13 protein-coding genes are annotated in these 11,839 nt (G+C 71.9%); 3 read left to right on the top strand and 10 right to left on the bottom strand.

Annotated features, from left to right (window positions below; translation table 11 throughout):
* Window positions 1-200: 200 nt before the first annotated feature.
* From ACWC2B_RS31465 to ACWC2B_RS31455, 3 genes are all read left to right on the top strand, one after another.
* Entirely contained in the window at window positions 201-536 is a 336-nt protein-coding gene (locus ACWC2B_RS31465) for a DUF952 domain-containing protein (protein WP_450722565.1), read from the top strand.
* A gap of 221 nt (window positions 537-757) precedes the next feature.
* The gene (locus ACWC2B_RS31460; protein WP_450722563.1) at window positions 758-1,207 is read left to right on the top strand and encodes a Rieske (2Fe-2S) protein; all 450 of its coding nucleotides are present in this window, start codon (window positions 758-760) and stop codon (window positions 1,205-1,207) included.
* 17 nt (window positions 1,208-1,224) lie between these two features.
* On the top strand, window positions 1,225-1,965 hold the full coding sequence (locus ACWC2B_RS31455; RefSeq protein WP_450722561.1) for a nucleotidyltransferase domain-containing protein: 741 nt from the start codon (window positions 1,225-1,227) through the stop codon (window positions 1,963-1,965).
* Window positions 1,966-1,972: 7 nt separating this feature from the next.
* On the opposite strand, the gene ACWC2B_RS31450 is transcribed toward ACWC2B_RS31455, so the two are convergent.
* The 10 genes from ACWC2B_RS31450 to ald form a co-directional block, all read right to left on the bottom strand.
* Window positions 1,973-2,986: an ADP-ribosylglycohydrolase family protein gene (locus tag ACWC2B_RS31450; protein WP_450722559.1), complete on the bottom strand. Its 1,014-nt coding sequence runs from the start codon at window positions 2,984-2,986 to the stop codon at window positions 1,973-1,975.
* Window positions 2,983-3,762: an NUDIX hydrolase gene (locus ACWC2B_RS31445; RefSeq protein WP_450722557.1), complete on the bottom strand. Its 780-nt coding sequence runs from the start codon at window positions 3,760-3,762 to the stop codon at window positions 2,983-2,985. The genes ACWC2B_RS31450 and ACWC2B_RS31445 overlap by 4 nt, the downstream gene beginning before the upstream one ends.
* Window positions 3,759-4,850: an AAA family ATPase gene (locus ACWC2B_RS31440; protein WP_450722555.1), complete on the bottom strand. Its 1,092-nt coding sequence runs from the start codon at window positions 4,848-4,850 to the stop codon at window positions 3,759-3,761. The genes ACWC2B_RS31445 and ACWC2B_RS31440 overlap by 4 nt, the downstream gene beginning before the upstream one ends.
* Window positions 4,847-5,443 (bottom strand): nicotinamide riboside transporter PnuC, encoded by a 597-nt coding sequence (gene pnuC, locus ACWC2B_RS31435; RefSeq protein WP_450722553.1) that lies wholly within the window; start codon window positions 5,441-5,443, stop codon window positions 4,847-4,849. The genes ACWC2B_RS31440 and pnuC overlap by 4 nt, the downstream gene beginning before the upstream one ends.
* 149 nt (window positions 5,444-5,592) lie before the next feature.
* On the bottom strand, window positions 5,593-6,750 hold the full coding sequence (locus ACWC2B_RS31430) for a pseudouridine synthase (protein ID WP_450722551.1): 1,158 nt from the start codon (window positions 6,748-6,750) through the stop codon (window positions 5,593-5,595).
* Window positions 6,750-7,370: an SMC-Scp complex subunit ScpB gene (gene scpB, locus ACWC2B_RS31425; RefSeq protein ID WP_053723367.1), complete on the bottom strand. Its 621-nt coding sequence runs from the start codon at window positions 7,368-7,370 to the stop codon at window positions 6,750-6,752. The genes ACWC2B_RS31430 and scpB overlap by 1 nt, the downstream gene beginning before the upstream one ends.
* Entirely contained in the window at window positions 7,367-8,398 is a 1,032-nt protein-coding gene (locus ACWC2B_RS31420; protein WP_450722549.1) for a segregation and condensation protein A, read from the bottom strand. The genes scpB and ACWC2B_RS31420 overlap by 4 nt, the downstream gene beginning before the upstream one ends.
* Before the next feature lie 238 nt (window positions 8,399-8,636).
* On the bottom strand, window positions 8,637-9,182 hold the full coding sequence (locus tag ACWC2B_RS31415) for a hypothetical protein (RefSeq protein WP_450722547.1): 546 nt from the start codon (window positions 9,180-9,182) through the stop codon (window positions 8,637-8,639).
* Complete coding sequence (locus ACWC2B_RS31410; protein ID WP_450722545.1) at window positions 9,167-10,318, bottom strand: ParA family protein; 1,152 nt, start codon at window positions 10,316-10,318, stop codon at window positions 9,167-9,169. The genes ACWC2B_RS31415 and ACWC2B_RS31410 overlap by 16 nt, the downstream gene beginning before the upstream one ends.
* Window positions 10,319-10,722: 404 nt before the next feature.
* The gene (gene ald, locus ACWC2B_RS31405) at window positions 10,723-11,838 is read right to left on the bottom strand and encodes an alanine dehydrogenase (RefSeq protein WP_450722639.1); all 1,116 of its coding nucleotides are present in this window, start codon (window positions 11,836-11,838) and stop codon (window positions 10,723-10,725) included.
* Window position 11,839: the final 1 nt, after the last annotated feature.

Raw genomic sequence — 11,839 nt, 5'->3', positions numbered from 1 at the left:
CGTTCAGCGTAGTCAGCGCCACCGACAACGCGGAGGCGGCGGCCGCCCTGCGAGACGGAGACGGCCGCCGCGTGCCGTCCGCGCCACGGGTTCCGCTGCCCGGTGAGGTCCTCGGGGCCACCCGGCCGGGACCGTTCCGCCACCTGGGCGAACCGCGCCCCGGGGGAGCGCTCGGGCCGGGTCTGCGGTAGAACCGACGGATGATCCTGCACGTGGTTCCCCTGGACGAGTGGTCGGCCGCCTCCGGGCTGCCCTACGCCCCGCCCTCGCTGGCCGCCGAGGGCTTCGTGCACTGCTCGGCCGACGAGGCGGCGGCCCTGTCCATCGCCGACGCCCACTACCGCGACGTGCCCGGCCTGCTCCTGGTGCTGTGCGTCGACGAGTCGGCGCTGGCCGCGGAGGTCCGCTGGGAGGGCACGGGGGACGTCCTGTTCCCCCATGTGTACGGGCCCGTCGAGCGGGCGGCCGTGACGGCGGTCCTCGAAGTGCGCCGGGACGCCGAGGGGCGCGCGCTGGGCCTCGCGCCCCGGATGTGACCCCGCCGGGCCTTTTCCTGCCCCCCGGCGCCGGAGTTATGAGTACGCGCGGGAACACCCGGACCGTCGGTGCTTCGTCCCGGGGGCATTCGGCGCCAGGATGCTCCTGCCGCGCGCACGTCCGGAGGGCGGAACGACGACCCTCCGGACGGCCCGACGATCTTCCGGACGTTCGGCGCGTGACGGCTTCACGTTCGGCGTGACGACCTGAGGAGCACACGATGGACGCAGTCAACAGCCGCAGGACGGTACTCGTGGCCGCGGCGGGAGCGGCGGCCCTGGCGGGCTGTTCGGACTCCGGGGACGGCGGCGGAGGTTCGACACCGCCTGCGACGGTCGCCGGTTCCGCCGACCCGGGCCGGCCGAGCCCGCCCGCCCGGGCCGGCAAGGTCCTCGCGAAGACCTCGGACATCCCGGTCGGCGGCGGCAAGGTCTTCGTGGACCAGAAGGTCGTCGTCACGCAGCCCGAGGCGGGCACCTTCAAGGGCTTCTCGGCGATCTGCACCCACCAGGGCTGCACGGTCGCCACCGTGTCCGGCGGCACCATCAACTGCCCCTGCCACGGCAGCAAGTACCGGATCGCGGACGCCTCCGTCGCGGGCGGGCCGGCCCCGCGTCCGCTTCCGTCCCAGTCGATCACCGTCGAAAACGGTTCGATCCTGCTGCCCTGACCGGCGACCATGGAGCCATGACGCCCGAGCAGCTCGTCTCCGACCACACCGTCTACTCCTGCGTCATGGGCTCGCGCGCCTTCGGCCTCGCGACCGAGGACAGCGACACCGACGTGCGCGGGATCTACCTCGCGCCGACCCCGCTGTTCTGGCGCTTCGAGAAGCCCCCGACGCATGTCGAGGGGCCGGCGGACGAGCAGTTCAGCTGGGAGCTGGAGCGGTTCTGCGAGCTGGCCCTGCGCGCCAATCCGAACATCCTGGAGTGCCTGCACTCCCCGCTCGTCGAGCACATCGACGACACCGGGCGGGAACTCCTGGCCCTGCGCGGCGCGTTCCTCTCCCGTCAGGCCCACGTGACGTTCGCCCGGTACGCGCAGAGCCAGCGCAAGAAGCTCGACGCCGATGTGCGGCAGCACGGCGCGCCGCGGTGGAAGCACGCCATGCATCTGCTGCGGCTGCTCATGAGCTGCCGCGATCTGCTGCGCACCGGCGTACTCACCATCGACGTCGGCGCCGAGCGCGAGCGGCTGCTGGCGGTCAAGCGCGGCGAGATCCCCTGGCCCGAGGTCGAGTCCTGGATGACCCGCCTGGCCGCCGAGTCCGACGCGGCGGCCACGACGACGCCCCTGCCGCCCGAGCCCGACCGGGCCCGGGTGGCGGACTTCCTGTTCCGCACGCGCCGCGAGTCGGCGCTGAAGGCGGACGCGTACGACGAAGCCGTGCAACGCGTCGTGGCCGGTGGCGGCCTCGGGCGGTAGCGCGGGCTCAAGCATCCCAGAGTGCCCCCAGGGTCAGGAGTTCGCTGCGGTACTCGATGCGTTCGGCCCACTCCTTGGGCCAGGCCGCGGCTCCCAGGTGGGCGCCCGCGAACGCGCCGGTCAGGCAGGCGATGGAGTCCGAGTCGCCCTGGGTGCAGGCGGCCCGGCGCAGGGCCGTGAGCGGCTCGTCGGGGAAGAGCAGGAAGCAGAGCAGGCCCGTGGCGAAGGCCTCCTCGGCGATCCAGCCGTCGCCGGTCTCCAGGCAGGGGTCGGTCTCGGGCGAGGGGTTGCGGAGCGCCTTGAGCACCCGGTCGAGGGCGTCCAGGCACTCGTCCCAGCCGCGCGCGATGAAGTGGCCCGGCGTCGGGTCCTGCGCGTGCGTCCACAGGTCGCCGAGCCAGCGGTCGTGGTACCGGTCGCGGTTCTCGTACGCGTACGAGCGCAGCTGGCCGACCAGGCCCGTCGGGTCGGCGCCCTGGGCGAGCAGGAACACCGCCCGCGCGGTCAGGTCGGAGGCTGCCAGGGCGGTGGGGTGGCCGTGGGTGAGCGCGGACTGCAACTGGGCGGCGCCCGCCCGCTGTTCCTCGCTCAGCCCCGGCACGAGGCCGATCGGCGCGACCCGCATGTTGGCGCCGCAGCCCTTGGAGCCGAGCTGGCTGGCCTGCTGCCAGCGCAGCCCGCTGTCGAGCTTCGCGCACGCCACCAGGCAGGTCCGGCCGGGGGCGCGGTTGTTCTCGGGCGAGTGGTACCAGTCGACGAACTCCGCGCGGACGGGCCCCTCCATCCCGCTCGGGCCGAGCAGACCGCGGTCCATGGCGGTGCGGATGCCGCGGCCGAGCGCGAGCGTCATCTGGGTGTCGTCGGTGACGAACGCCGGGTTCGGCAGCGCCATTTCGCGCCACGGCCCGCACTTGGCGAGGATCGCGGGCACGTCGTTGAACTCCGTCGGGAAGCCGAGGGCGTCCCCGAGCGCGAGGCCGATCAAGGCACCGGTGGCCGTCTGTTTCGCAGCACGGTTCATGTCTGTCGTCCCTCCGGGCGCAGTAGGGGCGGATGCAGCGCGGTGGCCGGACCCGCCCGGTAGAGCGCGGCCGGTTTGCCCCGGCCGCCGGTCAGCCGCGAGGCGCCTGCCACCTGCTCGACGAAGCCGGGCGTGGCAAGGACCTTGCGGCGGAAGTTGGGGCGGTCCAGGGCGGTGCCCCAGACCGTCTCGTACACCTGCCGCAGCTCGCCGAGGGTGAACTCGGGCGGGCAGAACGACGTCGCGAGGCAGGTGTATTCGAGCTTGGCGCCGACGCGTTCACGGGCGTCGGCGAGGATGTCGGCGTGGTCGAAGGCGAGCTGTCCGTACGTGTCCGACGCGATCCACTCGGCGTGCGCCGCGTCGCCTCCGCCGCGCGGTTCGGGCAGGTCGGGCACGAGCGCGGTGTACGCCACCGACACGACCCGCATGCGGGGGTCGCGGTCCGGCTCGCTGTAGGTGCGCAGCTGCTCCAGGTGCAGCCCGGCCACGATGTCGTCGGGCAGGCCGGTCTCCTCGGCCAGTTCGCGCCGGGCCGCGAGCTCGGCGGACTCGCGCGGCAGCACGAACCCGCCGGGCAGCGCCCACGCCCCCGCGTACGGCTCCTGGCCGCGCCGGATGAGCAGCGCGTGCAGGGCGCCGCCCCGGACCGTGAAGACGGCCAGGTCGACGGTGACGGCGAACGGTTCGAAGGCATGCGGGTCGTACCCCTCGGGCACGTTTCCCGCCGGCCCCCGGGCGCCCCCCTCCAGGGCCCGGGGGCGGGCGGCGGTCATCGTCGCTCCGGCAGCGGGTCGGCGAGGTCCCAGCCCCGCTCCAGCAGTGCGTCGACGGCGGCGACGGCGGTGGCGAGCCGCTCCTCGTGCGGGCCGCGCAGTTCGATGAACTCCCTTCCGGTACGGGCCAGTTGGGCCCGGAACCGGTCGGTCATCCAGGGCCGCAGCTCCTCCCCGTCGCGCAGCCCGTCGTCCTCGAAGGGCACGCCCTCGTGGTCGGTGAGCAGCCACAGGTGGTGGGCGGCGGCCCGTTCGGCGACGGCTTCGACGCGCGGGTTGCGGCGGCCCATGTAGCGCTCGTGCCACACGGTGGTGGCGAAGGAGTCGGTGTCGCAGAACAGCACGGGCGAGCCGAGTCCGGCGGCGGTGTTCTCGCGCTCGTTCTGCCGCTCGGCGATCACCGGGAACTCGTCCGAGCCGAACTCGACGTCCTCCCACCGCGCCTGCGGCCAGCGGGAGCGCAGCGCGGCGAGCTTGCCCTCGCTGTACTCGCGCCCGTACTCCGCGACCCACCGGGTGCGCGCCCAGGGTCCGCCGCGCTCCCGGTAGTGCTCGGCGAGGGCGCGGGCCATGGTGGTGGTGCCGGTCGACTCGGCGCCGAGCACGACCACACGCCGGGCCAGCCAGGCCCGTACGGGCTCTTCGAGGAAGTCCCAGCTGCCCACCGGGTCCTTGCGCACGGCCGTGCCGGAGACCGGGAACAGGGTGCGGTCCAGGTCGACGAGGACGTGCTCGGCGCCGAAGCGGCGGGCGAGTTCGTCGCCGTACGGCTCGGAGGTGAACACCGCGTCGACGCGTTCGGGCACGGCGCCCCGGAAGACGGCCATGTGCGCGTCCCATACATCCGGGTCGTTGAGGTCCATCTCGATGTCGTCGACGGCCCCCAGGACCCGGACGCCCGGGTGCACCCCGCGCATCCACTGGACGCGCTCGGCCAGCGGAATCGTCTCGACGGAGGCCGCGCACACCAGCACGGTGAGCCGCTCGCAGCGGTCGGCGGCGGTGCGGACGAGGTGGTGGTGTCCGGCGTGCGGCGGATAGAACTTGCCGAGGACCAGGCCGTGTTCGTGGCGTTCGCGGGCTTTCATGCCGCCACCTCCGCGAGCCGGGCCGGGCGCCCACCGAGCTCGCGCCGCCAGCCGCGCAGCCCGACCAGACAGAGGGTGAGGAACCCGGCGTACAGGAGCGAGGTGAGGTAGAGCTCCTTGTAGGCGTAGAGCGGAATGTAGATCACGTCCGCCGCGATCCACAGCCACCAGGACTCGACGAGCTTCTTGCACTGCCCGTACGTCGCCGTCAGCGACAGGGCGGTGGTGAGCGCGTCCCAGGACGGGACGGTCGAATCGGTGGCCGCGCCGAGCAGGAACGTCAGCGCCACGGTCCCCACCGCCCCCGCCGCGAGCAGCCACAGCCACTCGGTGCGGGTCGTCCGCCGGACCGCAAGCGCGCCGGAACCTGATCCACCCCCGTGGGCCCAGGTCCACCAGCCGTACACGGCGAGGGCGATGAAGACGACCTGGAGTCCGGCGTCCGCGTACAGGCCGGCCTGGAGGAACAGCACGATGAAGAACACGTTGTTGGCGAGTCCCACCGGCCAGTTGGCGATGTGCTGCCGGGCGACCAGCCAGACGCAGAGCGCGCCGGTCGCGAAGCCGAGGATCTCGGTCCAGGTGAGGCTCACGCCCGTACCTCCTTAATGGTCACTCTGACTATAAAGGGGTTCGGGCCGGCCGCACAAGGTTTCGGGGCCAGCCACGAGTCATGACGAAAGAGCCCGGCTCCCCGTACGGAACGGGGAACCGGGCTCTCTTCGGCGGGAGTTCGCGGTGCCTAGAGGTCGACCTCGCGCATCAGCATGCCGACCTCGGTGTTGGTGAGGCGGCGCAGCCAGCCGGACTTCTGGTCGCCGAGCCCGATCGGGCCGAAGGAGACCCGCACCAGCTTCTCGACCGGGAAGCCGGCCTCGGCCATCATGCGGCGCACGATGTGCTTGCGGCCCTCGTGGAGCTCGATCTCGACGAGGTAGTTCTTGCCGGTCTGCTGGACGACGCGGAAGGCGTCGGCCCGCGCGTAGCCGTCCTCCAGCTGGATGCCCTCCTTGAGCCGCTTGCCGATCTCGCGCGGCAGCGGGCCCGTGATGGCGGCCAGGTAGGTCTTCTTCACGCCGTACTTGGGGTGGGTCAGACGGTGGGCCAGCTCGCCGTGGTTGGTGAGCAGGATGATGCCCTCGGTCTCGGTGTCGAGCCGGCCGACGTGGAAGAGCCGGGTCTCGCGGTTGGTGACGTAGTCACCGAGGCACTGGCGGCCGTCCGGGTCCTCCATGGTGGAGACGACGCCGGCCGGCTTGTTCAGCGCGAAGAACAGGTACGACTGGGTGGCGACGGTCAGGCCGTCCACCTTGATCTCGTCCTTCTCGGGGTCGACGCGCTTGCCCTGTTCGAGCACGATCTCGCCGTTGACCTCGACGCGGGCCTGCTCGATCAGCTCCTCGCACGCACGCCGCGAACCCATGCCGGCCCGGGCGAGCACCTTCTGCAGCCGCTCGCCCTCCTGCTCGGCGCCGGGGAAGGTCTTGGGGGTCTTCACGTCCGGCTTGTCGGCGTACCGGTCGCGGTTGCGCTGCTCGATCTTGGCGTCGAGCTCGCGCGGGCGGGCCTGGCCCAGGCGCTGGCCGTGCGGGCCGCGGCGCACCGGGGTGCCGCCCTGGGGGGCCTTCGGGCCGCCCTTGGCGCCGCCGCGCGCGGACGCGCCGCGTCCGCTGCGGGGGGCGCCTTCGGGGCCGCCCACGTCATAGGTGCGCTCCTCGGGACGCAGAGGGCGCGGCTTGCCGCTGCCGCTCTGGCGCGGGCCACCGCCCTGGCGCTGACCGTCCCGGCCGCCGCCGGCACCGCCCCGGCCGCCACCACCGCTGCTGCCGCGGCCGCCGCTGTTGCCACCACGGCTCCCGCCGTTGTTTCCGCTGCTGTTCCTGCCGCTGCTGCTTCGCATCACATTTCCGTCTTGTCGTCTGCGGGGGTTTCCGGCGCGTCCGGCGCGTCCGGATCGAACGACGGCACACCCTCCAGCGTCTCGGCCTCGATCGCGTCCGCCTCGGGGAGGAAGGGCGCGAGTTCCGGGAGCTCGTCCAGGCCGCGCAGGCCCATCCGCTCCAGAAAGTAGTTCGTCGTCCTGTACAGGATCGCACCTGTTTCGGGTTCCGTGCCCGCCTCGTCGACCAGACCCCGCTGGAGCAGGGTCCGCATGACCCCGTCACAGTTCACTCCGCGCACCGCGGAGACCCGCGAGCGGCTCACCGGCTGGCGGTACGCGACGACCGCCAGGGTCTCCAGGGCCGCCTGGGTGAGCCGGGCCTGCTGGCCGTCCAGGACGAAGCCCTCGACGGCGTCCGCGTACGCGGCCCGGCTGTAGAACCGCCAGCCGCCCGCCACGAGCCTCAGCTCGAATCCGCGGCCCTGGACGGTGTACTCGTCCGCCAGCTCCCGCAGAGCGTCCGCCACGGCCCGCCTCGGCCGTTCCAGGACCTTCGCGAGGTGTTCCTCGGTGGCGGGCTCGTCGACGACCATGAGGACGGCTTCCAGGGCGGGTTTCAGCTCCAGCTCCTCCGTCACGCGTTCTCCTCCTCCGTCACCACTTGGTCGAACTCGTCGGTCACCGTCGGCGCCCCGTCGCCCTCCCCGCCGCTCCAGCGCACCACCAGCTCCCCCAGCGCCTCGTCCTGATCCAGGACGACGGCCTTCTCGCGGTACAGCTCCAGGAGGGCCAGGAACCGGGCGACCACGGTGAGCGTGTCCGGGGCGTCCTCGGCGAGCACCCGGAAGCTCACCTCCCCCGCCTCCCGCAGCCGGGCCACCACGATCTCGGCCTGCTCCCGCACGGACACGAGCGGGGCGTGGATGTGATCGACGTACACCTGCGGCTTCGCCTTGGGCTGCATGGCCTTCACGGCCAGCTTGGCGAAGCCCTCGGCGCCGATGCTGATGACGACCTCGGGCAGCAGCTCGGCGAGATGCGCCTCCAGGCCGACGGTACGGGGGTAGCGGCGCGCCTCCCCGTCGAGCCGCTCGCTGAAGATGTCCGCGATGCGCTTGTACGCGCGGTACTGCAGCAGCCGCGCGAACAGCAGGTCCCGCGCCTCAAGCAGGGCGAGATCGGCCTCGTCCTCCACCTCGGCGGCGGGCAGCAGCCGGGCGGCCTTGAGATCGAGCAGGGTGGCGGCGACCACGAGGAACTCGGTGGTCTGATCCAGGTCCCAGTCGGGCCCCATGCCCCGGATGTGCGCCATGAACTCATCGGTGACCTTGGAGAGGGCGACCTCGGTGACGTCCATCTTGTGCTTGGAGATCAGCTGAAGCAGAAGGTCGAAGGGCCCCTCGAAGTTGGCGAGCCGAACGGTGAACCGGCCGTCACTGGGTTCGGAACCGTCAGCCTCCGGCTGCACGCCTGGGGCCTCGGGCGCCTCAAGTTCCACCCCCAGGGGCGCGGGGAACTGCGCGACCGGCCCATGACGGCCCGCAGCCGACGACGAAGGCTCCGGTGGCTCGACCGAAGCGGGGTGCGCAGCCCGGCGGGACGGGAGTGCCGCTGTGCCCACCCTCCCCCGAGTCCTCGACTCCGCTTGAGCAGGGGGGACCCCCATCGCCCCAGCGGCACGATTGCCCACAGCGGCGGCGGGGCGCTCTTCCTCCTCCCGGAGGCCCGCGGCGGAGCCGCTGAGTGTCACAGCGGGAAGGGGCGGGGTGGGGGAAACACTCGGCCCCCGCCCCAGCGCACGGCGCGGCCCCCGCGCAGCGGAGGCGGTGGGCTCGTCAGCAGTCGGCAAGAGGTGGTCCAGGGGGTGGAGAGGCGGGCGGAGCGGCTCCGCCGCAGGCTAACGGCTACCGCCCCCGAAGACGCCGTACGAGAATGCTCGCGTCGCCCCGCGACTCCAGGTCCGCGAGGACGACGGCGACCGCCTCACGCACGATACGCCCGCGGTCGACCGCGAGCCCGTGCTCCCCGCGCAGGACCAGGCGCGCGTGCTCCAGGTCCATGAGCTCCTCCGCGGAGACGTACACGGTGATCTTCTCGTCGTGCCGCTCGCGCCCGCTGGGCCGCCGGTTGGCCGCCCGCTGGCGGCGCCGCTGCTGGGCGGTGCCGGAGCCGGAGGAGGAGCCGCCCTGCGCGGGCGTGCGCCGGGCCTTGGCGGTCTCCGCCTCGGCGGCGCCCCGGCTGCGCGGTTCGGCCGAGCCGGAGTCCTCCTCGGCGGCGGTGTGCTCCGCCTCGGGCGCGGGCTCGGCCGCGACGGGCTCGCTCTCGCCCGCCGGAGCCGGCACCCTCGCCTCGCCGTTGGCCCCGCGCCTCGGGGCGGACGGCGAGAGCGCCATCCCCCCGGTCGTACGGAACAGCTCGTCGGCCCCGGGCAGACTCACTCGGCGTGACACCGGGCGAGCACCTCCCTGGCGAGCTGACGGTAGGCGGCCGCGCCGACGGAGTTGGAGGCGTACGTCGTGATCGGCTCACCGGCGACGGTGGTCTCCGGGAAGCGCACGGTCCGGCCGATGACCGTGTGGTAGACGTGGTCGTCGAAGGCCTCGACCACGCGGGCCAGGACCTCCCGGCTGTGCACCGTGCGGGAGTCGTACATCGTGGCGAGGATGCCGTCCAACTCCAGCTCGGGGTTGAGGCGTTCCTGCACCTTCTCGATCGTCTCGGTGAGCAGCGCGACACCGCGCAGTGCGAAGAACTCGCACTCCAGCGGCACGATCACCTTGTGAGCCGCCGTCAGGGCGTTGACGGTGAGCAGGCCGAGCGAGGGCTGACAGTCGATCACGATGTAGTCGTAGTCCTGCATCAGCGGCTTCAGCGCCCGCTGGAGCGTGGACTCGCGCGCGACCTCGCTCACCAACTGCACCTCGGCGGCGGACAGGTCGATGTTGCTCGGCAGCAGGTCCATGTTGGGGACCGCGGTCTTGAGCAGCACCTCGTCGGCCGACATGCCCCGCTCCATGAGCAGGTTGTAGACGGTGAGGTCGAGTTCCATCGGGTTCACGCCGAGGCCGACCGACAGGGCACCCTGCGGGTCGAAGTCGACGAGCAGCACGCGGCGTCCGTACTCCGCGAGCGCGGCACCCAGGTTGATGGTCGACGTCGTCTTGCCCACGCCGCCCTTCTGGTTGCACATCGCGATGATCTTCGCGGGACCGTGGTCGGTCAGCGGACCCGGGATCGGGAAGTACGGCAGCGGCCGTCCGGTCGGGCCGATCCGCTCGCGGCGCTGGCGGGCGGCGTCGGGTGCGAGGGTGGCCGCGTACTCGGGGTCGGGCTCGTACTCGGCGTCGGGGTCGTAGAAGTGCCCCTGGGGCACTTCGTCAAAGTCGGCGAGAGCGGCGGTCTCCCGGCCGCTCTCGTTGCCGGCCGTGGCGTTCACGTGTAGGCCGTCCATCATCCGTGGGGCTGTCGTCATGTGCTGGGTGGGGACCATCCCCGCATGCGCGGGGAGCGGTGTGGTTTCGAAGGTGCGGACCGCGACGGAGCCGACAGCCTCGGGCCCCGAAGGGCTCTGGCCCCGTACGGACATCCCCGCAGGGATTCCTGACTGACCACCTCCGGGAGTAAATGTCGACTCATTCACAAGTCGTCTTACCTCCTTGGACGTGACCAGGAAACTTTATCGATAGGTCAGCGTGGCACCATGCCGACGGTTGGCGACTCTATGGCGTGTCACCGGTCCGCAGCAACACAATCCGCCGGACCCGGCCCGATGTGTCGGCAACCGAACGCCACTCTGTCAAGGGCGTACGGGGACTCGGGAGCACGTTTCACCGGTGCGCGAAACGGTTAAAGGGTTACGTTCGAGGCGAGTTGAGCGAGCCTGGCACAGGTGGGCGGAAGTGTCGCGATACACATCCGGCCGGACCTTGGTCGACAAGGTCCGGCCGGATGTACGAGGTTGACGGTCCGGGTTGACGAACCGGCGTCTTACTAGCCGAGAAGCGCGTGCAGCTCGACCTGGTCCAGGCCGTGCGCCTCGGCGACGGGGCCGTAAACGACCTGGCCGTCATGGGTGTTGAGGCCGAGCGCGAGCGCGGCGTCGCGGCGCAGCGCCTCGGCCCAGCCATTGTTCGCCAGCGACACGATGTAGGGCAGCGTGGCGTTGGTGAGGGCGTAGGTGGAGGTGTTCGGGACCGCGCCCGGCATGTTGGCGACGCAGTAGAAGACCGAGTTGTGGACCATGAAGGTCGGCTCGGCGTGGGTGGTCGGACGCGAGTCCTCGAAGCAACCGCCCTGGTCGATCGCAATGTCGACAAGGACACTTCCGGGCTTCATCTTGGCGACGAGCTCGTTGGTGACCAGCTTCGGGGCCTTGGCGCCGGGGATGAGCACCGCGCCGATGACGAGGTCGGCCTCGATGACGGCCTTCTCCAGCTCGTAGGCGTTGGAGACGATCGTCTGCACCTTGGTGCCGAAGATCTTGTCGGCCTCGCGGAGCTTGTTGATGTCCTTGTCGAGCAGGGTCACGTGGAAGCCCATGCCGACGGCGATCTGCGCCGCGTTCCAGCCGGAGACGCCGCCGCCGATGACGACGGCACGGCCGGCGTGGGTGCCGGGGACGCCGCCGGGCAGCACGCCGCGGCCACCGGCCGAGCGCATCAGGTGGTAGGCGCCGACCTGCGGGGCCAGGCGGCCCGCGACCTCGGACATCGGGGCGAGCAGCGGCAGCTGCCGGTTGGCCGTCTCGACGGTCTCGTACGCGATCGCGGTGGTGCCGGACTCCAGGAGGGCGTCCGTGCACTCGCGGGAGGCCGCGAGGTGCAGGTAGGTGAAGAGCGTCTGGTCCTTGCGGAGGCGGTGGTACTCCTCCGCGATGGGCTCCTTCACCTTGAGCAGCAGGTCGGCGGTGGCCCAGACCTCGTCGGCACTGCCGAGGATCTCCGCACCGGCGGAGACGTACTCGGCGTCCGTGATCGAGGAGCCGACGCCGGCGTTCTGCTCGACGAAGACCTGGTGGCCGTGGCGCACGAGCTCGTGCACACCGGCGGGGGTGATGGCCACCCGGAACTCGTTGTTCTTGACCTCGCGGGGGATACCGACCTTCACG

The sequence above is a fragment of the Streptomyces sp. NPDC001415 genome (genome assembly GCF_053597395.1).
The sequence above is the reverse complement of the archived record's forward strand: the minus strand, read 5'-3'. Positions and strand labels throughout refer to the sequence as shown.

Coding starts and splice junctions, on each gene's coding strand:
- ACWC2B_RS31465 (WP_450722565.1), top strand. CDS start 201: ATGATCCTGCACGTGGTTCCCCTGGACGAGTGGTCGGCCGCCTCCGGG.
- ACWC2B_RS31460 (WP_450722563.1), top strand. CDS start 758: ATGGACGCAGTCAACAGCCGCAGGACGGTACTCGTGGCCGCGGCGGGA.
- ACWC2B_RS31455 (WP_450722561.1), top strand. CDS start 1,225: ATGACGCCCGAGCAGCTCGTCTCCGACCACACCGTCTACTCCTGCGTC.
- ACWC2B_RS31450 (WP_450722559.1), bottom strand. CDS start 2,986: ATGAACCGTGCTGCGAAACAGACGGCCACCGGTGCCTTGATCGGCCTC.
- ACWC2B_RS31445 (WP_450722557.1), bottom strand. CDS start 3,762: ATGACCGCCGCCCGCCCCCGGGCCCTGGAGGGGGGCGCCCGGGGGCCG.
- ACWC2B_RS31440 (WP_450722555.1), bottom strand. CDS start 4,850: ATGAAAGCCCGCGAACGCCACGAACACGGCCTGGTCCTCGGCAAGTTC.
- ACWC2B_RS31430 (WP_450722551.1), bottom strand. CDS start 6,750: ATGCGAAGCAGCAGCGGCAGGAACAGCAGCGGAAACAACGGCGGGAGC.
- ACWC2B_RS31420 (WP_450722549.1), bottom strand. CDS start 8,398: ATGGGGGTCCCCCCTGCTCAAGCGGAGTCGAGGACTCGGGGGAGGGTG.
- ACWC2B_RS31410 (WP_450722545.1), bottom strand. CDS start 10,318: ATGTCCGTACGGGGCCAGAGCCCTTCGGGGCCCGAGGCTGTCGGCTCC.